Source organism: Pseudomonas sp. C2.3V (assembly GCF_058536325.1).
Window position 1 is genome coordinate 789,666 of sequence record NZ_JBZUBN010000001.1, and the last position, 24,639, is coordinate 814,304.

Annotated in this window: 19 protein-coding genes; 7 read left to right on the top strand and 12 right to left on the bottom strand. The window is 58.2% G+C overall.

The window, feature by feature from the left end; genetic code table 11:
* Positions 1-7 precede the first annotated feature (7 nt).
* Positions 8-2,614 (bottom strand): leucine--tRNA ligase, encoded by a 2,607-nt coding sequence (gene leuS / locus AC4LF3_RS03790; RefSeq protein ID WP_491834806.1) that lies wholly within the window; start codon positions 2,612-2,614, stop codon positions 8-10.
* Between the two features lie 193 nt (positions 2,615-2,807).
* On the opposite strand from leuS, the gene AC4LF3_RS03795 reads away from it, so the two are divergent.
* A complete protein-coding gene (locus tag AC4LF3_RS03795; protein WP_019364052.1) occupies positions 2,808-3,173 on the top strand; it encodes a hypothetical protein in 366 nt (121 codons plus the stop codon).
* Positions 3,174-3,279: 106 nt separating this feature from the next.
* A complete protein-coding gene (locus tag AC4LF3_RS03800) occupies positions 3,280-4,041 on the top strand; it encodes a YdcF family protein (protein WP_122043419.1) in 762 nt (253 codons plus the stop codon).
* 42 nt (positions 4,042-4,083) lie between these two features.
* Here AC4LF3_RS03800 and lnt read toward each other — a convergent pair whose 3' ends face one another.
* From lnt to miaB, 5 genes are all read right to left on the bottom strand, one after another.
* On the bottom strand, positions 4,084-5,613 hold the full coding sequence (gene lnt, locus AC4LF3_RS03805) for an apolipoprotein N-acyltransferase (RefSeq protein WP_491834807.1): 1,530 nt from the start codon (positions 5,611-5,613) through the stop codon (positions 4,084-4,086).
* Between the two features lie 127 nt (positions 5,614-5,740).
* A complete protein-coding gene (locus AC4LF3_RS03810) occupies positions 5,741-6,580 on the bottom strand; it encodes a CorC family transporter (RefSeq protein ID WP_019364055.1) in 840 nt (279 codons plus the stop codon).
* Between the two features lies 1 nt (position 6,581).
* Positions 6,582-7,046, bottom strand: coding sequence for an rRNA maturation RNase YbeY (ybeY, locus tag AC4LF3_RS03815; RefSeq protein WP_491834808.1), 465 nt, complete (start codon positions 7,044-7,046; stop codon positions 6,582-6,584).
* Positions 7,036-8,043: a PhoH family protein gene (locus AC4LF3_RS03820; protein WP_010797113.1), complete on the bottom strand. Its 1,008-nt coding sequence runs from the start codon at positions 8,041-8,043 to the stop codon at positions 7,036-7,038. The genes ybeY and AC4LF3_RS03820 overlap by 11 nt, the downstream gene beginning before the upstream one ends.
* An 88-nt stretch (positions 8,044-8,131) precedes the next feature.
* Positions 8,132-9,505, bottom strand: a complete 1,374-nt coding sequence (miaB, locus tag AC4LF3_RS03825; RefSeq protein ID WP_074822997.1) for a tRNA (N6-isopentenyl adenosine(37)-C2)-methylthiotransferase MiaB — start codon at positions 9,503-9,505, stop codon at positions 8,132-8,134.
* Between the two features lie 125 nt (positions 9,506-9,630).
* Between miaB and AC4LF3_RS03830 the strand changes: the two genes are divergently transcribed.
* Positions 9,631-9,951: a DUF1820 family protein gene (locus AC4LF3_RS03830; protein ID WP_010797115.1), complete on the top strand. Its 321-nt coding sequence runs from the start codon at positions 9,631-9,633 to the stop codon at positions 9,949-9,951.
* Between the two features lie 48 nt (positions 9,952-9,999).
* On the opposite strand, the gene AC4LF3_RS03835 is transcribed toward AC4LF3_RS03830, so the two are convergent.
* The 4 genes from AC4LF3_RS03835 to AC4LF3_RS03850 form a co-directional block, all read right to left on the bottom strand.
* The gene (locus tag AC4LF3_RS03835) at positions 10,000-10,542 is read right to left on the bottom strand and encodes a tetratricopeptide repeat protein (protein ID WP_010797116.1); all 543 of its coding nucleotides are present in this window, start codon (positions 10,540-10,542) and stop codon (positions 10,000-10,002) included.
* A gap of 224 nt (positions 10,543-10,766) precedes the next feature.
* Positions 10,767-12,053 (bottom strand): glutamate-1-semialdehyde 2,1-aminomutase, encoded by a 1,287-nt coding sequence (gene hemL / locus AC4LF3_RS03840; RefSeq protein WP_125887211.1) that lies wholly within the window; start codon positions 12,051-12,053, stop codon positions 10,767-10,769.
* A 10-nt stretch (positions 12,054-12,063) separates the two neighbouring features.
* The gene (thiE, locus tag AC4LF3_RS03845; RefSeq protein ID WP_010797118.1) at positions 12,064-12,699 is read right to left on the bottom strand and encodes a thiamine phosphate synthase; all 636 of its coding nucleotides are present in this window, start codon (positions 12,697-12,699) and stop codon (positions 12,064-12,066) included.
* Positions 12,696-13,493: a hydroxymethylpyrimidine/phosphomethylpyrimidine kinase gene (locus AC4LF3_RS03850; RefSeq protein WP_491834809.1), complete on the bottom strand. Its 798-nt coding sequence runs from the start codon at positions 13,491-13,493 to the stop codon at positions 12,696-12,698. Before AC4LF3_RS03850 ends, thiE begins: the two co-directional genes overlap by 4 nt.
* Positions 13,494-13,666: 173 nt before the next feature.
* Here AC4LF3_RS03850 and AC4LF3_RS03855 point away from each other — a divergent pair, with 173 nt between their 5' ends.
* From AC4LF3_RS03855 to amn, 4 genes are all read left to right on the top strand, one after another.
* Complete coding sequence (locus AC4LF3_RS03855) at positions 13,667-16,066, top strand: 7TM diverse intracellular signaling domain-containing protein (RefSeq protein ID WP_312508646.1); 2,400 nt, start codon at positions 13,667-13,669, stop codon at positions 16,064-16,066.
* Positions 16,067-16,109: 43 nt separating this feature from the next.
* Positions 16,110-17,843: an ABC transporter ATP-binding protein gene (locus AC4LF3_RS03860; protein WP_019364064.1), complete on the top strand. Its 1,734-nt coding sequence runs from the start codon at positions 16,110-16,112 to the stop codon at positions 17,841-17,843.
* Positions 17,836-19,614: an ABC transporter ATP-binding protein gene (locus AC4LF3_RS03865; protein ID WP_197872191.1), complete on the top strand. Its 1,779-nt coding sequence runs from the start codon at positions 17,836-17,838 to the stop codon at positions 19,612-19,614. The genes AC4LF3_RS03860 and AC4LF3_RS03865 overlap by 8 nt, the downstream gene beginning before the upstream one ends.
* Before the next feature lie 86 nt (positions 19,615-19,700).
* Positions 19,701-21,176 (top strand): AMP nucleosidase, encoded by a 1,476-nt coding sequence (gene amn / locus AC4LF3_RS03870; protein WP_010797123.1) that lies wholly within the window; start codon positions 19,701-19,703, stop codon positions 21,174-21,176.
* Positions 21,177-21,217: 41 nt separating this feature from the next.
* Here amn and nhaD read toward each other — a convergent pair whose 3' ends face one another.
* Together nhaD and AC4LF3_RS03880 are read right to left on the bottom strand one after the other, a co-directional pair.
* Positions 21,218-22,585 (bottom strand): sodium:proton antiporter NhaD, encoded by a 1,368-nt coding sequence (gene nhaD, locus AC4LF3_RS03875; protein WP_074822985.1) that lies wholly within the window; start codon positions 22,583-22,585, stop codon positions 21,218-21,220.
* Positions 22,586-22,721: 136 nt separating this feature from the next.
* Complete coding sequence (locus tag AC4LF3_RS03880; protein ID WP_491834810.1) at positions 22,722-24,611, bottom strand: ABC transporter ATP-binding protein; 1,890 nt, start codon at positions 24,609-24,611, stop codon at positions 22,722-22,724.
* Positions 24,612-24,639 lie beyond the last annotated feature (28 nt).

Here is a 24,639-nt window from a genome sequence, read left to right on the forward strand (position 1 = left end):
TTCAGCCTCAATTGGCGACGATATTGACCAGCTTGCCAGGAACAACAATCACTTTGCGGATTGTCAGTCCCTCAGTAAAGCGCAGAACATTTTCGTTCGTACGGGCAGCAGCCTCGATGTCTTCACGGCTGGCTTGGGCTGCGACCTCAATATGGCCACGCAACTTACCGTTTACCTGAATCACGATCTGCAGGGTGTCCTGTACCAGGGCGCTTTCATCCACGCTTGGCCAGCGGGCATCGATAACGGCATCGGCATGCCCCAGCTCATTCCACAATGCATGGCAGATATGGGGCGTAATCGGTGCCAGTAGCAGCGCGACGGTTTCCAGACCTTCCTGCATTAACGCGCGGTCCTGCTCGGTGGCCTGCGGCGCTTTTTCCAGCACATTCATCAATGTCATCACAGCTGCAATGGCAGTGTTGAACTTGTGGTTCTGACCAATATCCTGGCTGGCCTGCTTGATCGCAAGGTGAATGGCGCGACGGACTTCCTTCTGCTCGTTTGTCAGCGTTGCCACATCCAGAACAGAGGTAAGGCCCTGGCTGATATGCGCCTGGGCGAGACGCCAGACGCGACGCAGGAAGCGGCTACCGCCCTCAACGCCGGAGTCGGACCACTCGAGGCTCATGTCCGGAGGGGAGGCAAACATCATGAACAGGCGGCACGTGTCGGCGCCGTACTGATCGATCATGGCCTGCGGGTCCACTCCGTTGTTCTTTGATTTGGACATCTTTTCAGTGCCGCCGATTTCTACCGGCAGACCGTCTGTCTTCAGCTTGGCACCAATGACCTTGGCCTTGGCGTCACGCTCGACTTCCACGTCAGCCGGGTTGAACCAGTCCTTACCGCCTTTTTCATCCATGCGGTAATAGGTTTCAGCGACTACCATGCCCTGGGTCAGCAGGTTCTTGAACGGCTCATCGGAGGAGAGAAGCCCCTCGTCACGCATCAATTTATGGAAGAAGCGTGCATAGAGCAGGTGAAGAATCGCGTGCTCGATACCGCCAATATACTGGTCGACGGACAGCCAGTAGTTGGCAGCATCCTTATCGACCATACCGCCTTCAAACTTGGGCGATGCGTAGCGGGCGAAGTACCAGGACGACTCGACAAACGTGTCCATGGTGTCGGTTTCGCGCTTGGCAGCGCTGCCGCATTTAGGGCAGGAGCACTCGTAGAATTCCGGCATTTTGGCCAGAGGAGAGCCTGCACCGTCTGGAATCACATCTTCTGGCAGAACGACCGGCAGTTGATCTTCCGGAACGGGAACATCACCACAGCTATCGCAGTGGATGATCGGGATCGGGCATCCCCAGTAACGCTGACGGCTGATGCCCCAGTCACGCAGGCGGAATTGAGTGCGCGGCTCGCCCAGACCTTTGCTCTGCAGGGTCGTAGCGATGGCCTCAAACGCCGCATTGAAATCAAGGCCGTCATATTCGCCGGAGTTGATCAGCGTGCCGTGCTCACCATAGGCAGCCTGCCAGGGAGCAGGGGTCTCGTCACCTGCGCTGGTACGTACGACCGGCTTGATAGGCAGATTGTATTTGGTCGCGAATTCAAAATCGCGCTCGTCGTGTGCCGGAACGGCCATGACCGCGCCTTCACCGTAATGCATCAGGACGTAGTTGGCGACCCATACCGGCAATTTTTCACCCGTTAACGGATGCTCGACGAACAAGGGCGTCGGCATGCCTTTCTTTTCCTGGGTGGCGATGTCGGCTTCTGCCACGCCGCCACGCTTGCATTCGTCAATGAAAGCCTGCAGCTCGGGATTGTTCTGCGCTGCCTGGGTAGCCAGCGGATGCTCGGCCGCGACAGCGACATAAGTGGCACCCATCAGGGTGTCGGCGCGCGTTGTGAAGACCTTGAGTGCGCCGGCATGACCAATGGAGGCCTGGTCATAGGGGAACTGAACTTCCATGCCACGGGACTTGCCGATCCAGTTGCGCTGCATGGTCTTGACCTGCTCGGGCCAGCCGGGCAGATCATCCAGAGACGCCAGCAGTTCTTCCGCATAATCGGTGATGCGGAAGTAGTACATCGGAATCTCACGCTTTTCGATCAGCGCGCCTGAGCGCCAACCGCGACCGTCGATGACCTGCTCGTTCGCCAGTACGGTCTGGTCGACCGGGTCCCAGTTTACGGTGCCGTTCTTGCGGTAGATGATGCCCTTCTCGAAGAGACGCGTGAAAAGCCACTGTTCCCAGCGATAATAGTCGGGCTTGCAGGTTGTAACTTCGCGCGACCAGTCAATAGCAAGGCCCAGGCTCTTGAGCTGGTTCTTCATGTATTCGATGTTTTCATACGTCCACTTGGCAGGGGCGACGTTATTTTTCATCGCGGCGTTTTCCGCCGGCATACCGAAGGCATCCCAACCCATGGGTTGCAGGACATTCTTGCCCTGCATGCGGTGATAGCGGGCAATCACATCACCGATGGTGTAGTTGCGGACGTGCCCCATGTGCAGCTTGCCGCTTGGGTAGGGGAACATGGACAAGCAGTAGTACTTCTCCTTTCCCGGCTGCTCCGTCACAGAGAAGGCATTGTTCTGTTCCCACCAGGATTGGGCGGCGGCTTCTATCTCACGGGGTTGGTAATGTTCGTGCATGGCGTGATCTGCGGCTACGAAAAGCAATTAGATAAGCCGGTAAGCATACATGAACCGTCTCCACGCAAGGAACCTTTAGCCAGAAAGCGTTTTATTTCATAAAAGTGAAATTCGTCATTTTATCGGCTCGCGGTTTCGCCAATCGCGCACTACGCTTGGGTAACAGCAGGATAGGACTTTCCGGAGGCTATCTATGAGTCATGACACAGCGCAGCGCCTGGCGAGACTTCCGCTGGAGCGTTTGCAACGGCGTCTGGAGCGTGCTCTGGACGAGGCTGCCACGGCGGAGCGTTTGCACCGCAAGGCGCAGCAGGAGATAGAAATTTCCGGCCTTCATCAGGAGGATCTGGACATCATCAGGGCGTGGCTGGTCAGAAATGATCAATGGGTTCATGCCTGTCAGGAGCTGATTTATCCGAGGCCTTCCCGTCTGGGAAAGTCGTCAGTGGCAGTGCGCTGCCTGCGTTGCGGGCTGCAAGTTAACGCTGGACAACAAATCGAGCGGTGCCCCCTGTGCATGACTCACAAGGTCTGCAGCACGGATACTTGCGCCATCTGACTCCGCTTCGGATGCCTGCACCTCGGTAATCCGCTTCCTACGCGTTATTATCACGTCTCGTTTTTCCAGCTAGACCAGGGATGTGCCTGACGTCATGGATGTCTCGATGTTGATTCGCTACGTTTGCAAGCAGCTGTTGATGCCGCCAGGCCTGTTTTTGCTGCTGTTATGGGCCGGTATCGTGCTTCGCAAGCGTTGGCCCCGAATTTCGGTTGCCTGCCTGATCATGGGCGCAGGTGGTTTCTGGCTGATCAGTCTGCCGATTGCGGTTGAATGGGAGGCTCGCCTGATCGAGCGTGATCCGCCTCTGGCTCAGGCTGATTGGTCGTCTCTGGCGCAGCAGGCAGATGCCATTGTTATCCTGGGCGCTTCCCGGGAGCGTAACGATCCGGCGTGGGAAGGCGATGTTTCCAGCGCGATGGGCATTGAGCGTGTGCGCTATGCGGCACGTATCGCCAAGGTCTCTCAGCTGCCAATTCTTATTTCCGGAGGCTCACCTTTGTCTTCGCCTCCCAGCGAAGCGGAATTGATGACCGAGGTCATGGAAAAAGACCTAGGCGTATCGGTGCGGTGGCAGGAGAAAGACAGCCGTACCACGTGGGAAAATGCGACGCTCAGCGCGGCTATTCTCAAACCAGCAGGCGTTAAGCGAATCGTGCTGGTTACACAGGCGTTTCATATGGCGCGTGCCCGGTGGTGCTTCGAGCGCCAGGGGTTCGAGGTGATCGCTGCGCCAATGGGATTCATGAGCACGCCTAACGGCAAGCCGCTGGGAGGATGGATGCCCGAGGCCAAGGCAATTGCCCAGAGCATGATTCTGATGAACGAAGCGATAGGGCTCATAGCCTATCCGCTGGCCTACCGCTGAAGAAGGGCAGGCCAGTCATATCTGGCCTGCCACTGTCTTCCATTAGACGATAGGACGGGAGCGCTCAAGGCCTCTACGAGCCAGCGCCCAAAGCGTCAGCAGGCCACACAGAATGGCCAGCGGCCAGAGGCGCCAGGTCAGGTAGGGTGTAGCTCCCTTCATCGGTACGACCGACCCGTGCAGCGTAGCCAACTGGAATGATGGGATCTGGGTGGTGATGCGGCCAAAGGGGTCAATCAGGGCCGTGACACCATTGTTGGTGCCCCGGATCATCCAGCGACCACTTTCCAATGCACGCATCCGGGCCATTTGCAAATGCTGCTGAGGACCGAATGATTTACCGAACCATGTGTCGTTACTTACCGTCAGCAGAAGATCGCTACGGGTGGCCATGTCTGCCACGAATTCCGGATAGACCACTTCATAGCAGATGAACGGGGCGATCTGGTATCCCTTGGCTGTTAATAACGGCTGCCCTTCTGGGCCCGGGACGAAATCGGACATCGGTAGGTTGAAGAAGGTGATCAGTCCGCGCAGCTGCTCCTGCAAGGGAACATACTCGCCAAACGGCACCAGCTTCTGTTTGTAATACGTGTTTGTATTGTCGCCATTGACCGTTAGCGCGTTATAAAAACGATCCTGGCCCTTGTCGTCACGCTCACGTACCGGAATGCCCGTGATAAGCGTTGCGCCGCGCTGGTTGGCGATAGCCGTAACGTCTTGTAAATAGCCGTCAACATATTCCTTGAGCACTGGAATGGCATTTTCCGGCCAGACAATCAGGTCGGTCTTGCCTTCCCGAATAGTCATCTGGCGATACAGGGCCAGCGTATCCTGCACATGGCCCGGATCCCACTTGAGTTCCTGGGCAATATTGCCTTGCATGGCGGCTACCTTGAGCGGCTCGCCGGCTGGCTGAGTCCAGACTTGTCCTTTGAAGGCAATGGCGCCGAACCAGGGTGCAATCAGCAGGACGATACCTGCAACCAGGCTGACGGGTCTGCGAATCAGCCAGGGAATATTGACGAGCAGAGCGGCGATCAACGCCACGCTGAATGACAGAAGCCAGACACCTCCTACTGGAGCAAGGCTGGCCAGCGGGCCATCCATTTGGCTGTAGCCTGCAAACAGCCAGGGAAAGCCGGTCAGGAACCAGCTGCGGAACAGCTCCAGGCCAAACCAAAGCGCTGCAAAGGCCAGGGCGTCACTGGCGGGTGCATGATTGCGGCGCAAACAAAGCACCCATAACCAGGCTGGCAGTGCGAAAAACAGGGCAATACCGGCGCAGAACCCAAACGTGAGGCCCGCCGCCAATGGCATGGATGCCGCACCGTAGTCATGGATGCTGACATATACCCAGCTCGTACCCGCCAGGAAGGCACCGAGGCCATAACACCAACCCCGCAGGAACGCCCAGCCGGCGCGCAATTCGCGCAGCGAAAGATAGAAGAGGGCGATCGATACTATTTCCAGCGGCCAGAAGTTGAACGGCGCCAGTGCGAGGGGCGTTAGCGCGCCGGCAACCAGTGCCAGCAAATTGCCTTTCCAGCCGGGGGTAATCATCCAGCGCATCGGAAATCCTTGGTCTATGCAGCGGTGCGCAAGCTTAATGGATGCCAGGTGCTGCTAGCTACTAAGAGAGGTATACGGGGCTGTTTAGCGGCTTGCCTGATCAGGCGACCAGGCAAGCCGTTACAGCTTAGCGCTCGGTGAGCGGGGTCATGCGCAGCAGATGGATGCGACGACCGTCTGCGTTGAGTACACGAAAGCGGAAGTCGTCGATGACCACTTCCTCGTTTCGGCGAGGAAGATGACCGAAGGCGCTCATGACAAGGCCGCCCACCGTATCCACATCCTGATCGGGGTATTCCGTGTCGAAGAAATCATTGATGGCCTGGACAGGTGTCAGAGCCTTGACGATGAAGTCCCCGCTGGGTAGCGGTTTGATAAAGCTTTCTTCCTCAACATCGTGTTCATCTTCGATGTCACCCACGATCTGCTCAAGCACGTCCTCAATGGTGACAAGACCTGCCACACCACCATACTCATCCACCACAATGGCCATATGGTTGTGCGTGGTACGAAACTCACGCAGAAGCACATTAAGCCGCTTGGATTCTGGAACAAAGGTGGCCGGGCGCAGAATAGTCTTAAGATCGAAGGCCTGGTCCCCGTGAATGATCAAGGGCAGCAGATCCTTGGCGAGCAGGACGCCAAGGATATCGTCAGGCGTCTCGCCAATGACTGGATACCGGGAGTGAGCGGCCTCGATAACGGCCGGCAGAAACTCCTGGGGCGTCTGGTGGGCCTTGACGCTAATGATCTGTGAGCGCGGCACCATGATGTCGCGTACTTGCAGGTCGGCAACAGAGATAGCGCCCTCGACAATGGATAAGGCTTCACTGTCGAGCACCTTGTTTTCGTGAGCCTCACGGAGCAACTCCAGGAGTTCCTGGCGGCTCTTGGGCTCGTGGGCAAAAGCCTGGACAATCCGTTCCAGCCAGGACCTGTGCCCGTTACTCGATCGATCTTCGTTCATGTCAGTTTTGTTCGTCGCCATAGGGGTCGGGATGACCTAGTTCTGCCAGCAATTTTCGTTCCAGGCTTTCCATTTCTTCCGCTTCTTCGTCTTCGATATGGTCATAGCCAAGCAGGTGCAGGCAGCCATGAATAACCATATGAGCCCAATGGGCCTTGAGAAGCTTACCCTGCTCGGCAGCCTCACGCGCGATGACTGGTGTGCAGATGATGACGTCACCCAGCAGCGGAATATCCAGCAGCTCGTCGGGTACATCGGCCGGGAAGGTAAGTACGTTGGTGGCATAGTCCTTGTGCCGGTAGGTGCGATTGAGTTCGCGACCTTCCGGCTCATCCACCAGGCGGATGGTCAGTTCTGAATCAGCGGTGCGCTGGCGGAGGGCGACCTCACACCAGCGACGTAACTCAGGTTCCTCAGGTAGATCGGGCGCTTCGCTGGCGATTTGTACATCAAGCTCAATCGTCATTCGTGTTTTCCCGCGACTGACGTTTGTCAGTCTGCTGTTGTTCAAAGCGATCATAAGCTTCGACAATGCGCTGTACCAGAGGATGACGTACCACGTCCTTTGCCAGGAAGTGCGTAAATCCAATGCCCGGCACGTCTTTCAGGACGTTGATGACATGAGCCAGGCCTGAGCGCGTGCCGCGGGGCAGGTCGACCTGGGTGATATCGCCGGTGATGACGGCTGTAGAGCCGAAGCCGATACGTGTCAGGAACATTTTCATCTGCTCAACGGTAGTGTTCTGGCTCTCGTCAAGAATGATGAAGCTGTTGTTGAGTGTTCGACCCCGCATGTAAGCCAGTGGCGCCACTTCGATAACCTGCCGTTCGATCAGTTTGGCTACGGTCTCAAAGCCAAGCATCTCGTACAGGGCGTCATACAAAGGACGCAGATACGGGTCGATCTTTTGAGCCAGATCACCCGGTAGGAAGCCGAGCTTCTCGCCCGCTTCAACCGCGGGGCGAACCAGCAGGATACGGCGGATCTGCTCTCGTTCGAGAGCATCGACGGCACAGGCTACGGCGAGGTAGGTCTTGCCGGTGCCCGCCGGGCCAATGCCGAAGTTGATGTCATGATCGAGGATCGACTTGACATACCGCTGCTGATTGGCGCCGCGAGGACGAATCATGCCTTTACGGGTGCGCAGAGAAATATTCAGATCGCTCTGAGGCTCGGAAAGCCCTTCAAGACCGGATTCCTGCAGAAACAGGTGAACCATGTCAGGCGTCAGGTCATCTTCGGTCTTGGTCTCGCGATACAAACGTCGCAGCAGATTTTCAGCCGACTGGATACGCTCCGGCGGGCCGACCAGTTCGAACTGGTTGCCGCGGTTGCGGATTTCGATATCGAGCCGTTTTTCGATCTGCCGAAGGTTTTCGTCGAGCTGGCCGCAAAGCTTGGCAAAGCGTTGAGCATCAAACGGTTCGAGAGTAAAGCGCCGAGGTTCTTGAGGTGTATTCAAGGAAGGAGTAATCGCCCTATAGCTGATGATGTTTACTTGAAGAGTAATCGGTTGTGCGCACTTGGCAAAGTGCGCACTCTACCAATAGTCAGACAGTGACTATGGCACCGGAAGTTGCATGCGGCTGTGCAATTTCTGCCAGAAGGGTGCCTCGCAGGGAGTGGGGCAGTGCGTCATCAATATGAACCTGGACGAACTGGCCAATCAGCAGGGCATTGCTGGAGCGGAAATTGACGATGCGGTTGTTTTCCGTACGACCCTGGAGCATGCCTGGGTCCTTCTTGGAAAAGTCGCTGACCAGGATGGTCTGGACCGTGCCAACCATGCGACGACTGATCTCGAAGCCCTGCTGGTTGATGCGGGCTTGCAGGATCTGCAGACGCTGTTTCTTGACCTCTTCCGGGGTATCGTCCACCAGATCCGCTGCCGGTGTGCCGGGGCGTGCGCTGTAGACGAAGGAGTAGGAGAAGTCGAAGCCGACGTCCTCGATCAGCTTCATGGTCTGCTCGAAGTCTTTCTCGGTTTCGCCCGGAAAGCCAACAATGAAGTCAGAGCTGATGCAGATATCAGGAACCGCCGCCTTGAGTTTGCGAATACGTGATTTGTACTCGATGGCCATGTGGTTGCGCTTCATGGCTGCCAGGATTCGGTCAGAACCCGACTGCACCGGCAGATGCACGAATTTGGCCAGCTCCGGGATCTCGGCGTGTGCCTGGATCAGGGCGTCGGAAAACTCCAGCGGATGCGAGGTGGTGTAGCGAATCCGGTCGATACCATCAACGGCCGCCACCACGCGCAGCAGCTCGGCAAAGTCGGCGATCCGGCCATCATGGGTCAGGCCGCGATAGCCATTGACGTTCTGTCCGAGCAGAGTGACTTCGCGAACGCCGTTCTCGGCCAGGTGAATCACTTCGGCCAGGACGTCATCAAAGGGTCGACTGACCTCTTCACCACGGGTATAAGGCACAACGCAGAACGTGCAGTACTTGCTGCAGCCTTCCATGATCGAGACGAATGCGCTGGGACCATCGACACGAGGTTCGGGCAGGCGATCGAATTTCTCGATTTCCGGGAATGAAATGTCGACCTGTGGCGCGCGAGTAGCCCGGGCCGCGTCGATCATTTCAGGCAGGCGATGCAGTGTCTGAGGGCCGAACACCACGTCGACGTAGGGCGCACGATCACGAATCGCGGCGCCTTCCTGGCTGGCCACGCAGCCGCCCACGCCGATCACCAGCTCGGGGTTCTGTAACTTCAGTTCGCGCCAGCGGCCCAGTTGTGAAAAGACCTTTTCCTGAGCCTTTTCACGAATGGAGCAGGTATTGAGCAGGATCACATCGGCTTCGGCCGGATTTGCGGTCAGCTCCAGCGCCTGATGCTCACCGAGGAGGTCGACCATGCGGGACGAGTCATACTCGTTCATCTGGCAGCCGTGAGTTTCGATGAAAAGCTTCTTGGTCATGCGCGCTTCGTCGGGGAAAAAATTGAGGACCGCATATTATAAGGATGAGAGTCCTTGCTTCCTAGCACTGATCGTCTCCTCACTGCTATTATCCGTCCCCGTTTTCATTCCTGTTACCCATCATCATGAGCAAACCAGCGATCTATAAGGTGATTTTTCATAACCAGGGACAGGTTTACGAGATGTATGCCAAGCAGATCTATCAAAGTGATCTGTGGGGCTTTCTCGAAGTCGAAGAATTCGTCTTTGGCGAGCGTACGCAAGTCGTCGTAGACCCCAGTGAAGAAAAACTGAAGTCCCAGTTCGAAGGCGTTATCCGCAGCTTCGTTCCCTTGCACTCGGTCATCCGGATCGACGAAGTGGAGCGTCTTGGCCAGGCCAAGATCAGCGAAGCCAAGGGCGGAACGAACGTCATGCCATTTCCGGTACCAATGCCGGAGAAATAATGCCGCAAAACGCAGCCGTCATATCATGCGGCTGCGTCTACCGGTTTGTCAGGGAAGTGGCGCGAAAGGATTTCCGGTGCCTGCCGTCTGCAAATCCTGCAGGTAGTCTCTGAAAATCTGACCCAGCACCTGGGTTGCAATTTCCAGCTCATCCCTTCTCATCTGCTCAGCTACCAGATCCGCGGTGTCCATGGCGTCTTCCGAGCCGTTGATGGCAGCCATCTTGAGTACGATATAGGCCTGCACGGTATTGGCCTGAACACCTTCGCCACGGAAAAACATGGTGCCCAATCGGTACTGCGCATCAGCATGACCCTTCAGCGAAGCCTGCTCGAACCAGATACGAGCCTGATTCAAATCCTTTGGGGTCTGTTTGCCATCGTAGTAAAAGCTGCCTAGCTCATATTGCGCCTGCGCATCACCGGCGCGGGCAGTCTGCTGGCACTTGGAGAGGGCTTGCGGAAGCTCTTCCGGGGCTGCATTGAGGTTGCAGCGGCTGGTGCTGGGAATGAGCAGGGAATTACCGCCCGCAAAGGCGAGCAGCGGGAACAGAAGCAAGCTGGTAATGATGAAACGGCCGGCGCGGTGCATGGAACGCCTCCAGGATCGAGGCAGGTTTTTCTGGAAACCCGACCGGCGAAACGCGCCGGCTCGCACATTATGAGTGAAGCCGATACCACCTTACAAAAAATTTACGCAGTTACGATGAACTTTTTTTGTAATTGCCTGATATCGGCTGTTTCAAACTGAGAGGCTCATTGCAAACGATGGTTCCGCTCCGTTTGCCTACAAGCGAAACCATCGATAGGCGGTACTCAGTTTTTCAGCGCGGCAAAGGCACGTTCGGCTGCTTTAAAGGTGATGTCGAGTTCCGCTTCGCCATGTGCAATGGAGGTGAAGCCGGCTTCGAATGCGCTGGGTGCGAGATAGACGCCGCCTTCCAGCATCAGATGGAAGAAGCGCTTGAAGCGCTCGACGTCGCTGGCCATAACGTCATCGAAGGTCACGATGTCGTCTGCCGTGCTGAAATAAAGGCCGAACATGCCGCCTGCCTGGGTGGTGACGAACGGAACGCCGGCTGCCTGGGCACGTTCGCGCAAGCCGTCCAGCAGGCGGGTTGTCAGAGCGGTCAGCTCGTCGTGGAAGCCGGGACGGCTGATGAGCTTAAGCGTCGTCAGGCCAGCTGCCATGGCGAGTGGGTTACCGGACAGCGTGCCGGCCTGATAGACCGGGCCAAGCGGTGCAATCTTTTCCATGATGGCGCGCTTACCGCCAAAGCACCCGACAGGCATGCCACCGCCCACAATCTTGCCAAACGTGGTGAGGTCCGGTGTGATTTCGTAATGAGCCTGGGCACCACCCAAGGCAACGCGGAAGCCAGTCATGACCTCGTCAAAAATCAGCACTACGCCATGTTCATCGCACAGGGTACGCAAGCCCTGCAGGAAGCCGGGGGCAGGCGGTACGCAGTTCATGTTGCCGGCCACGGGCTCGACAATGATACAGGCGATATCCGCGCCTACTTTCTGCAGGGTTTCCTTGACGGCGTCCAGGTCGTTGTAGGGTAGGGTCAGGGTGTGCTGGGCAAACGCAGCGGGTACGCCAGGAGAGCTGGGAACGCCCAAGGTGAGGGCACCAGAGCCCGCTTTTACCAGAAGACTGTCCGAATGGCCGTGATAGCACCCTTCAAACTTGATGATGGTGTCGCGACCGGTATATCCACGTGCCAGGCGAATGGCACTCATGGTGGCTTCGGTGCCTGAGCTGACCATGCGCACCATTTCCATGGAGGGCACCAGCTGGCAGATCAGATTGGCCATTTCGGTTTCCATGGCAGTTGGTGCGCCATAGGACAAACCATGTTCAAGCTGGCGGCGCACAGCATCCAGTACGTCGGGATGACTATGCCCCAGAATCATCGGGCCCCAGGAGCCTACATAGTCAACGTAACGCTTGTCGTCTTCGTCGATGACATAGGCGCCTGCGGCATGCTTGAAGAAAAGGGGCGTGCCGCCCACGCTTTTGAAGGCGCGAACTGGGGAGTTGACGCCACCTGGAATATGCTTCTGGGCATCGGCGAACAGTGTTTCGGAGCGTGACATGGCGAATTCTCTACGAAATGGGGTTGAACAGTGCACTGAATGCCCGGGCGCGGCGCTCTACCTCTTCGGCAGAGGGCGCGGAAAACAATGCATGAATGACGGCAATCAGACTGGCTCCACGCTCGATCAGTGAGGGGGCATTGTCGAGGGTAACGCCTCCAATGGCGCACACCGGCACGGTGAAGCGGCGTTGCGCCTCGATCAGCAGTTCAGGCGTGGCCGCCGGTGCGCCGGGTTTTGTGTTTGAGTTGAAGAAGCGACCAAAGGCGATGTAGCTGGCGCCTTCCAGGACAGCGCGTTCCGCCAGGGCCAGCTGGGCATGGCAAGTACCTCCCAGAATTGCCGCCTGACCTAACTGTTGGCGTGCTTCGGCGAGGGATCCATCTTCCTGCCCCAGATGCAGGCCCACACCCAATTGGAGTGCAAGCTCAAGGTCGTCATTGATGATGAGGTCTGCGCCGTGGCGTCTACACAGCTCGGACAGTGCCTGAGCTTCGTCCCGACGGCGGACCTGGTCGCTGGATTTGTCCCGATATTGAATCAAGCGGGCACCGCCCTTCAATGCGGCTTCCACATAGGGGAGAAGCTTGTCGTCGGCCAGGAGCTGGCTGTCAGTAATGGCGTACAGACCACGCAGTGGAGTCATGAGCAGAAGTCCAGTGGCAGGCGACGGGGAATATACTGGCCGCGGCCGGGACGCTCGGCATCACGCAGGGTGCGCCAGGTGTAGTCCAGAGCTGAGCGAACTGCGCTGGGCAGGGCTTCTCCCAAAGCCAGCCGACCGGCCAGTGCGCTGGCCAGCGTGCAGCCCGAACCGTGATAGCTACCGGGAAGACGCTGGCAGATAAAGGTTTCCTGATGCCCGTCACGGGTGTACAGGCGATTGTGCACTTCCTGCTCGTCACCATGACCGCCGGTGATGAGCAAATGCTCGCAGTAGAGGAGAAGTTTGTCGGCACACGCGTCTGCCGTCCCTTCCGGCAGCTCGGCCAGGATGCGGGCCTCGGGGAGGTTAGGCGTGACAATCGTTGCGCGCGGTAACAGCCGCTCGCGGATGGCATAACCCACCTCATCCTTGCCAAGGGCTCCACCACCACCGGCGCGTAGCACCGGGTCGCACACCAGCGGTAACTGTGGATGATTCGCGAGGATATCCAGTACCGTTTCAACCATTTCGATAGAGCCGAGCATGCCCAGTTTGACGGCTGCGACAGGAAGATCCGTCAGCACGGCGTTGGCCTGGGCCATCACCCAGGCACGGTCCAGTACACGAAAGTCGGACACGTTGATCGTATCCTGAACGGTCAGCGCGGTGACGGCGGGTGCCGCATGGCAGCCCTGGGCGATCAGGGCTTCGATGTCTGCCTGCAGACCAGCGCCGCCGCTGGGGTCATGACCGGAAAGGCAAAGGACGACGGGACGAGCGTTGTGTGTATTCATGGCAAAAAGCTTATCACTAAACAGGCTGAACAAAGGCTCCGGTCGGCAGTGTAGCTGCTGGGCCGGCCTGTGATAGAGTGCCGCACCTAACTCAATGCTTGAAGGGATGCGTCGCACGAGAGGGCAGTTTGTGCATGATGCTGCCTGCGGGCTTTTCTGGCGAAGCCTTTTATATGCGCAACTGGTTCTTTTTCATTCTGCTCGCATGGCCCTGGTGGGTACAGGCCGTTGAGTTCGATGAGTCGATCGAACGATTGTCCCTCGGGCAGTCGCTTGAGGTATTCGAGGATGTTCGTGGCACATCGACTATCGAAGACATCACATCACCGGCATTAAGTGGCAGCTTTATCCGGCATGGCGAAGATGTTTTTGGGGCCGGTTATTCACGCTCGGCCTACTGGATTCGCCTGGACCTTGCGTATCGACCCAAGACCGGCATTGGGCCCAAAAGCTGGCTGCTCGAACTCTCCTACCCACCACTCGACCGCTATGATATCTACGCACCCGATGCGCAAGGTGTGTACCGATTGGCCCAGCGCATGGGGGATACACTGCCGTTCAGCAGCCGTCTGATTCGGCACAGCAGCTATCTATATCCGCTGTCGTTTGCACCGGGAGAGACGAAGCGGCTGTATCTGCGGGTTGAAAGTCAGGGGTCCGTTCAGGCCCCGCTGGTGCTCTGGACCACCAGGGCGTTTATCGAGGCCGAGCCGGCACGTGTTTATCTGCTAGGTATCATCTACGGTGTTCTGCTGGTGATGATGCTCTACAACCTGCTTATTTTCCTCAGCGTTCGCGATCCCAGTTACCTGTATCACATCTTTTATGTCGGCTCGTTCGGCTGCTATCTGCTGTCGATCAACGGGACCGGCTCCGAATACCTGTGGCCGGACAGTCCTCGCTGGGCCAACATCGCAACGCCATTCTTTGTCGGCATGGCAGGTATCTTTGGTAGCCAGTTCACCCGACATTTCCTGCAGACCCGCCAGTACAGTCGTCGAATCGACCTCTGCATGAAGGGCCTGATCCTGCTGGCCTGCTTATGCGTCCTGACGTCACTGACCTGTGACTACGCGACGGCGATGCGGTTGGCCACGCTCCTGGCACTGATCTTTATCTTTGTCGTGTTCACGGCCGGTATCCGGGCCTGGTTCGATGGTATGCGTACCGCGCGTTACTTCATCATCGCATGGTCGATTTTCCTGCTTGGCGGGCTGGCCAATATTCTGATGGTAGCCGGTCTGTTGCCTTATAACTTCCTCACGGTCTATGCGAGCCAGATTGGCTCGGCGCTTGAGGTAGCCTTGCTTTCGTTGGCTCTGGCTGACCGGATCAATGCCATGCGCGAGGAACGGGCGCGGATTCTCGAAGAGTCTCGCCGTGCACTGGAGCGGTTGAACGAGGAGCTGGCCAACAGTAATCGCTTGAAGGATGAGTTTCTGGCTACCGTGACCCATGAGTTGCGAACGCCTATGAATGGAGTCATCGGCTCGCTGGAACTGATCCAGACGCAGCCCATGACGGTGGAGCTGGAGCAGTACCACCAGTCCGCCAGCGAGTCCGCGCGAGCAATGATGCGCATGGTGGATGACATCCTGACCCTCACCGAGCTGCGTGCCGGCAAGCAGGTAGCTCGGCGGGTGCCGTTCAGTCTGCATGGACTCTTTGACAGTTTACGCACGCGCTATACCCCGAGTGCCGAGGCCAAGCGTCTGGCATTCCAGGTGGAGATCGACCCGGCATTGCCCGATACCCTGGAAGGTGACGCACCAAAGCTGGCCAGAGCCTTGGGGCATCTGATCGAAAACGCCATTAAGTTCACGCATGAAGGATCGGTAACGGTGCGCGTACAGGCGCATCCGGATGCGCAGGCAGATGCTTATCGCCAGCCGCTGCTGATTGAGGTGGTCGATACGGGTATCGGGTTTACACCGGAGCAGAGCGAGCAGCTCTATCAGCGCTTCCATCAGCTCGATGGTTCCCTGACGCGCCGCTATGGCGGATTGGGAATTGGCCTGGCCCTGTGTCGCAAGCTGATCCATCTCCTGGGGGGAACGCTCAGCCATTCCTCGCAGGTGGGGACTGGAAGTCGCTTTCGCATGGCTATTACCTTGCCGCTACCGGGGCGTGTGGCGCTGCCGGCACCTGCGCGCCGCGCCTGTGTGCTGACGACACGGCAGCCCGCCAATTGCACGGTTCTGATCGTGGAGAGCAATGCTCATGACGAGATGATCCTGCGTGGCATGCTGCTCCGGCTGGGCTATCAGGTGCGGACTGCCGATTCCGGCTCTCAGGCGCTCGAACTTCTGGATCAGGTAACGGTGGATGCCGTCCTGCTCGATTGCCAGATGCCGGTCATGGATGGGTTTGCCATCTGTCGGGCCATTCGAGCATTGCCCGATTGCGAGGAGTTGCCGGTGCTGGCGTTGTCATCCCATCCACACCACGGTGATCGGGAACGTTGCCTGGCGGCCGGGATGAGCGATTACCTGGCCAAGCCGGTCAGGCTGGGTGAACTGCAAACTCTTCTACAGGATTGGCTGCTCTGTCAGGCTCCGGTTCAGACGTCATAGAGGGCTATACTGGGCAGCTACTTATGTTCAGGTATTTCTTTACATGGCGCTTTGGACGTTACTGCGCGATTTTCTCTTTCGCCATCGACTGGCCTATTGCGGGGCAATCACCTGCCTGTTGGGCGTAGGCCTCTTGAATCTGACGCTGCCCTGGTGGGTAGGCAAAACCATTGATGCACTACGGGCCGGTGAGCTTGGGCAAACGGAGCTGCTAGGGCGTGTCGCCCTGCTGGCGGTGGTTGGTCTTGGGCTCTATGTGCTTCGTTATCACTGGCGGGTACGGTTGTTCGGAACCGCGTACAAGGTAGGCGTGGAGCTGCGCGATGCGTTTTACGCCAAGCTTACCCGACTGGATCCCGGCTTTTTTCAGGCGAGTCGTACGGGCGATCTACTGGCACGGGCTACCCAGGATATAGATGCAGTAGAGATGGCTGCCGGTGAGGGCGTGCTGTCCAGTTTTGACGGGGCCATGACCCTGGTGCTTGTACTGGCAGTCATGCTGGTCGGTATCGATGCGCCGTTGGCGCTCATGGCCCTGCTGCCGTTTCCGTTCATGGCCTGGGGGTTCTACCACGTGGCGAAGCGGGTTCAGCAACGCTTCGGGCAGACCTTGCAGCGCTTCTCAGACCTCAATGATCGCACTCAGGAGGCTTTGAGCGGGCTGCGTATGCTGCGACAGAACGCGCTGATCGAAGCGGAGCTGGATGATTTTGACGAGCGTGCCCGTGCGGCGGCTAAGGCTGATTACGCTGTTCAGCGAACCGAAGCTAAGTACGAGCCCATCATCTTCGTAGCGCTAAGCTGCGCCACGCTGCTGACATTGATCGTGGGCACCGGACGCTACATGCAGGGTGCCATTACGCTAGGACAGCTGACCAGCTTCAGCCTTTACCTTGTACAACTGATCTGGCCAATGTTTGCCATTGGCTGGTGCCTCAATATCCTCCAGCGCGGAGAGGCGGGAGGGCGTCGCCTGCGGGAGTTTTTTGCCTCCGTAGAAAGCATCCGAGACGAGGGGACACTGACGCCCGAGCCCGGATCGACGTTGAGCGTGAATATTCCTTCCTTTGTCTATCCTCAAGGCCAGACGCCTGCGTTGCAGGATATTCACTTCGAGCTTCCGGCAGGAAGTACGCTGGGCATTGTGGGCGCCACAGGCAGCGGGAAGAGCACCTTGCTGCGGCTGCTGCTCCGTCAGTACCCTTTGACGGACGGCGAGATTCGCCTGGGCGATCATCCTCTTGAGGCGTATTCACTGGAAGCGTTACGGGCTCAGTTTGCATACGTTCCCCAGGATCCTTTCCTGTTTGCCCGCAGTCTGGCTGAAAACGTTGCACTTGGACGACCTGAGGCTACCCCCGAGCAGATCCGGGGCGCTCTGACCGACGCGGCCTTTGCCACAGACCTCAATCAGCTCCCCGAAGGGCTTGAAACGCCGGTGGGTGAGCGCGGTGTGACATTGTCTGGAGGCCAGCGACAGCGAGTAGCCCTGGCGCGTGCACTGTTATCCGATGCGCCTATCCTGCTGCTGGATGACACGCTGTCGGCCGTTGATACCGCGACCGAAACACGTCTGCTCGAGACGCTGGCTCGCCTGGGCAATCGGACGCGCATCATTGTGAGCCACCGTCTGTCTGCCGTACGGGAGGCTGATCAGTTGATTGTGTTGGAGGAGGGCCGTATCGCCGAGCGAGGCTCGCATGAACAGTTGCTGGCGCAGGGTGGTGTCTACGCCCGACTCTGGCAGCTGCAACAGGCAGGAGGCGAACATGCCTAAGCATCGTGTTATCAAATTGCTGCTGGGGCCGGTGTTGGCTAATCCGCGCCGGCTGATGGCGGCTGTGGCTATCCTGATTGGGGCAACTGTCATGGACGTGATGGGCCCCTGGCTAACTAAACATTATCTGGATACCTACCTGGTGCCTGGCGATCTGCGGGCTGAGCCCCTGATCGTACTGTTCCTGATCTATGTAGTAACCCAGGCGCTCGCCGCACTCGGGCGTTACCTGCAAAGCCTGCGGTTTGCCGGCATCGCCATGGATACGGTACTGCTGTTGCGTCGGCGGTTGTTCCGCCATGTTCTGCACTTGCCGCAGAGCTTTCATGACCGTACGGCAACCGGGGAGCTGGTTGCGCGGGTAACCAATGACACAGATGCCCTGCGTGAACTCTATGTCGCGTTTTTGGGCACCATTGTCGGCAATATTGTGCTGCTGATCGGCATTCTGGTGGCCATGGCGCTGATGAATGTCCATCTCATGATGATCGCCATGCTGCTTATCCCGGCGGCCGCCTTTATCGTCTGGCTGTATCAACGCTTGAGCGGGCCGGCTGCCATGCGGGTGAGGGCGCTGCGCTCCGAGCAGAGCGCGCGTCTTAATGAGGCGATTGGCGGAATGGCTATTATCCAGGCTTTCAACCAGACCGCGCCGTTCCGCAAGCACTTCCATGATCTCAACCAGCAACAGTACGAGGCACGAATCAGTACGGTACGTTTCTCGGGCCTGCTCTTGCGTTCGGCGCTCGATCTGGTGAGCGTGATTGTGCTGGCGGTATTGCTCCTGACCTATGGTCTGAATCACCTGGGCGGAGGAGCCGAGATCGGGGTGATGTACGCCTTTGTGACTTACCTGGGGCGAGTGACCGAGCCACTGATGGAAATCACTCAGCGGTTCAATCTCTATCAGCAGGCGAGCGTTGCCGGTACGCGACTGCTTAATCTGCTCGATCAGGCCCAGGCACTACAGGGTACCGATAGCCGGCCGGTGGACAAGGCCTGCTTTGAGCTCAAACAGGTTCGCTTCCGCCATGAAGGTGCAGATCACGACACGTTGAGCGATATCAATCTGGAGATTGCCCCCGGCACGTTCCTGGCGATCGTCGGGCCGACCGGCAGCGGGAAGTCGACCCTGCTTGACCTTCTGGCCGGCTTGCAGCCGGTAACGGGTGGCCAGCTGCTACTGGATGGCCGTGAGCTATCAAAACTGACACCTGAGGCATTGGGGGCCGCCATTGCTACCGTACCGCAGGAGCCATTCATCCGTTCCAGCACCCTGCGCGATAACCTGCTGCTGGGCAGTGAGGCAGAGCCGTGGCGTCTTCAGGAGGCCCTTGATGATGCTCACCTGTCTCCCCTGATTGCACGGTTGCCCGAGGGGCTGGAAACCCGGCTGGGTGAACGTGGCTTTACGCTTTCCACGGGTGAGCGGCAATTGCTGGCGCTGGCGCGAGCCCTGCTGCGCCAGCCCAAGGTGTTGCTGCTGGATGAGGCGACGGCCAGTATCGACAGTGAAACCGAAACGCTTTTGCAGGAAGCGCTGCATGACTTGCGCGGTAAGGTAACGATGATTGTAGTGGCGCACCGGCTGTCGACGATCCGTGATGCTGATCGCATCATTGTGCTTCGGCAGGGACGGCTGGTGGAGGAGGGGAATCACACACAGCTGCTGGCCAATCCAGAAGGGCATTATCATCACCTGTGGAATCAGCGCCGGGATTCTGAGCAATTGTCAGATAACCGTGATCCAACTCAGCTACTCTCTGACTAAATGCTGGCAAAGGGGCTGTCTGGCCTGCTGATGAGTCGACGCAGGAGCCAGATTGCCTCGTTCATTCTTGAGTAAGGAAATCGTGCATGCCTCAGACGTTCGAAGATGGTTTTGTTGCAGCCCATTCGGCTAGCGAGGCGGTGGATCGGCTGGCTGCGCTGCATCAGCAGGCAACCCAAGCCTTGAGCAGTGCGCTCAAGCGCTACCTCAAGGATCGTATCGAGCCGACCGAGGCCGAGCGGCAGCTGTTCCGGTATCCCGAGATCCGTCTGTGCTACCGCTCCTCCCAGGCGGTGCCGACTACCACGCGGGCCTATGCCAAGGTGCAGCTTCCGGGTACTTACCGGGCCACCGTTACGCACCCGGCTGCCTTTCGCAAATACCTGCTTGAACAGCTCGAACCGCTCATGGCGGAATACGACATTCTGGTCGAGGTGGGGCCGAGCGAGCAGGACATCCCCTATCCCTATGTGGTGGAGCAGGGGGATGAACTGGCTGGGTCGGGCGTGACGGCCGCCGAGCTGGCGCGCGTTTTTCCCAGTACCGACCTGTCCGCCGCCCACGACGATATCGCCGATGGCCTGTATGACTGGGCGCAGGAGACCATTCTTCCCCTATCGCTGTTCGATGCCGCCCGGACGGACTTTTCCCTGCGTCGTATCGTGCACTATACCGGTAGTGACTGGCGCCATGTGCAGCCCTGGATTCTCCTGACCAATTACCACCGCTATGTCGATCAATTCATTCGTCATGGCCTACAGCAGCTGCGGGACGATCCTCGGTTCGTGCGTATGGTACTGCCGGGTAATGTCACCATCGAGCGCGGCCTGGATGATGGCGAGGCCCAGTCCATCATTGGCGGTATCGCCTGGCATCGCTTTCAGATGCCGGCCTATCACCTGATCGCCGCGGATGGTCATGGCGTTACCCTCGTAAACATCGGGGTGGGGCCATCCAATGCCAAGAACATTACGGATCATCTGGCCGTCTTACGTCCGCACTGCTGGCTGATGATCGGCCATTGTGGCGGACTGCGGCAGTCACAGAACATCGGCGATTACGTACTCGCGCATGCCTATATGCGTCGTGACGGCATTCTGGACCGTGTACTACCGCCTCACATACCAATCCCGGCCCTGGCCGAAGTGCAGGTGGCCCTGGCCGAAGCGGCAGCTCAGGTGACGGGCGACCGTGGCGAGGCGCTCAAGCGCCGGCTGCGAACCGGCACAGTGCTGACCTATGACGACCGTAACTGGGAGCTGAGATGGGCGCAGGAGCGGCCTGTTATCAATCTGGCCCGCGCCATTGCGGTGGATATGGAGAGCGGCACTATTGCGGCTCAAGGATATCGACTGCGCGTCCCGTACGGCACCTTGCTGTGTGTGTCAGACAAACCCCTGCACAGCGAGATTAAGCTGCCGGGCTCGGCCAATGCGTTCTACGAGCGAGCCGTCAGTCAGCACCTGGCAATCGGTATCGCGGCATTGGACCTGCTCCGGGCGCAACTGGACTCGCTGCACTCGCGCAAGCTGCGCAGCTTTGACGAACCGCCTTTCCGTTGATACCTGAAAACAAAAGGCCAGCGTAAAGCTGGCCTTTTTTCTTATGCGCCTAGACTGGCTAGGCCGATGTAAGTGGCGGCACCGCCTAGGTAACCCAATAGCGCCAGCAGGCTGATGCGTTTCAGGTACCACATGAAGTCGATCTTCTCCATGCCCATTGCTGCTACGCCAGCGGCTGAGCCGATGATCAGACAGCTGCCGCCTGTACCGGCGCAATAGGCCAGCATTTCCCAGAATCGCCCATCGGCCAGGAAATGGGTGAGCCAGCCGGCGTCAGCTGAGCTGGCCGCCGTCAGCGCTTCAGGGGAGACCAGCGGATACATTTTCATGGCGCCTGCTACGAGCGGTACATTATCGACCACCGATGACAGGAGACCGATCGCGATATTGATGGCATAGACATCGCCTAAGCCGTCTTTCAGCCAAGTGGCGACCTGCACAAGATGGCCTGCCGTCGCCAGGCTGGAGACTGCTAGCAGAATGCCCAGGAAAAACAATACGCTTGGCATATCGATCCGGCGCAGTACGCCAATTACGGACAGCGGGTGCTTGTCTTCATCGTTCTTGCCGCGGTGGATGATTTCAGTCACGACCCACAGTACGCCAAGGCCCAGCAGAACACCCATGTAGGGCGGCAGGTGTGTCACGGTCTTGAAGATCGGCACAAAGAGCAGGGCGCCAATGCCCAGCGCAAAGACAAGGTTGCGCTCGAACGGAGTGGTTGGATTCGCATTGTTCTCATGCTCATCCAGTGCCGGTCGCTCGGCTTCGCCCTTGAGCCTGAAGCTGAGCAGCACCAGGGGAACGAGCAGACAGACCAGGCTGGGCAGGAACAGACTCATGACGATACCGCTGGCCGAGATCTGGTTTCCAATCCACAGCATGGTAGTCGTTACATCGCCAATAGGTGACCAGGCGCCACCCGCATTCGCGGCAATGACCACAATCCCGGCGTAGAACCAGCGCTCCTTGGCATCGGCAATGAGTTTGCGCAGCAGGGAAACCATGACGATGGTAGTCGTCAGGTTGTCTAGCGCGGCAGACAGGAAGAACGTGATCAGGCCGACCAGCCAGAGCAGGCTGACGCGCTTGTTGGTACGAATACGGTCGGTAATGACCGTGAAGCCTTCGTGGGCATCGATCAGTTCGACGATGGTCATGGCGCCCATCAGGAAAAACAGGATCTCCGAGACTTCGCCCAGGTGGTGGCGCAGCTCCTCGACCACGAAATGGGTGTTGTCGCTGCCGGGCTGCAGGTGCGGCAGGATTTGATCTGCGCCCAACACCAGCAGCGTCCAACTGACAACGGCTGTCAGCAGCGCCGAGGCGGCTTTATCGATTTTCAGCGTGTGCTCGCAGGCGATACAGAGGTATCCGAGCACGAAGGTTAAGGCCATGAAGACATACATGAGCGGCTTTCCAGGGCAGGGAGTCAGGTCGAAACCTTTTCCAATCATTACAGGGAGGGCGCCGAGGATGCCTTATATGTTTCAAAAAATGAAGAAAAAGGCACAAAAAGGATTGCTTCTCGGGTCGTCAAACGGCCTATCGATACCCCTGGGCCTGCAGCTGGAATAGATGAGCGTACCGGCCATCCTGGGCGACCAGCGCGTCGTGGCGTCCCTGTTCGATGATACGGCCATGCTCCAGGACCACAATCTGATCAGCCGAGCGAACCGTAGAGAATCGGTGAGAGATCAGGATCGTCATCTTGCCTTGGGCATGCTGACGAAACTGCTCGAAAACCTCTGCCTCGGCGGCAGCATCCATGGCAGCCGTAGGTTCGTCGAGTACGAGAATGTCGGCCTGGGTACGCATGTAAGAGCGTGACAGTGCGATTTTTTGCCATTGTCCGCCTGACAGTTCCTGTCCGCCTTTGAACCAGCGACCCAGTTGTGTCTGATAGCCTTGGTCGAGCCGTTCGATGAAGTCGCTGGAGCGTCCACGTTCGGCTGCTTCCTGCCAGCGCTGCTCGTCGTCAAAGGCCTCGACATCGCCCACGCCCAGGTTTTCGCCAGCGCTGAACTGATAGCGAATGAAGTCCTGAAAAATCACACCGATACGTTGCCGCAAGGCTTCTGTGTTCCACTCCTGAAGGTCGCTGCCGTCCAGCAGGATACGGCCCTCGCTAGGTGTGTAGAGCCGAGTGAGCAGTTTGATCAGTGTGGTCTTGCCGGAGCCGTTCTCGCCCACCAGCGCCAGGCTTTCGCCAGGCCGAAGGTGCAGCGTAATCCCCTCGAGGGCGGCCCGGGAGGCGCCGGGGTAATGAAAGCTGACCTGTTCGAAGCGGATGCCATCGTCTGGGGTCTGGCCTTGTTTCAAGCTGCCATGCTCAGCGGCCACAGGTTGTTCGAGGTATTCATACAGGTTGGACAGATAGAGGTTGTCTTCATACATGCCGCTGATGGCGGTCAGACTGCTGCTCACTGCCGCTTGGCCCTGTCGGAACAGCAGCAGATACATGGTCATTTCACCCAGGCTGATGCGCCCTTGTACAGTGTCCACCACGATCCAGACATATGCGGCATAAAACGCCAGTGTTCCAAGCAGACCGAGCAGAAAGCCCCAGGTATCCCGGCGGATCGTCAGGGCCCGGTCTTCGGCATAAAGCTGAGTGAAGATATCGCGGTAGCGCTGGAGCAGGCGTGGCGCAAGACCAAAAAGTTTGACCTCCTTGATATGATCTTCCCGCGCCAGGACCGCTTCAAGATAACCCTGCATGCGGGCCTCAGGGGAGCGCCGCCGAAACAGGCGAAAGGCATCACCCGAAAACTTGGCTTCGGCAAAAAAGACAGGCAATGCCCCGACCACCAGGATAAGCAGCGCCCAGGGTGAAAAATGAATCAGCAGGATGGCAAAGCTGATCAGTGAAAGACCGTTCTGCATCAGGCTGAACAGCTTGTTGACCAGAGAGAGCGGGCGGATCGAGGCCTCGCGGCGGGCGCGGGTGAGCTTGTCGTAGAATTCCGAGTCTTCAAATTGGACCAGTGACAGTTGCTGGGCCTTTTCCAAGATCATCAGATTGACCTTTTGCCCCAGCAGGACGCGCAGCAAAGACTGCTGGACGGAGAGGCCCCGCTGCGCCGCTGCGATCAGGGCGACCACGCCGGCTTCCATGGCCAACAGCCAGAGCACGGGCGACAGTAGAGCGTTCCCCTGTGTCTGATGCAACTGCATGGCCGCCACGACCGAATCCACGATCTGCTTGCCGAGCCAGGCGGCCAGCGCTGGCAACACACCTGCTACCACGGTAGCCAGGGCAAGTCCCAGGGTCAGGGTAGGAGAGGTCGACCACACGAGGCCCAATGCCCGTGAGCTGTACTGAAAAAGGCTGAGCGCCCGGTGTCGCCAAGGCTGGCGCGGCGCAGGGGGTATGGCTGTCATGGGGTATTGGAGTGCATTCCTGGCGGGGAAATCCGTCAGGAATGCTGCCATGATCGTTATGGCGTCTACCAGTTAATCA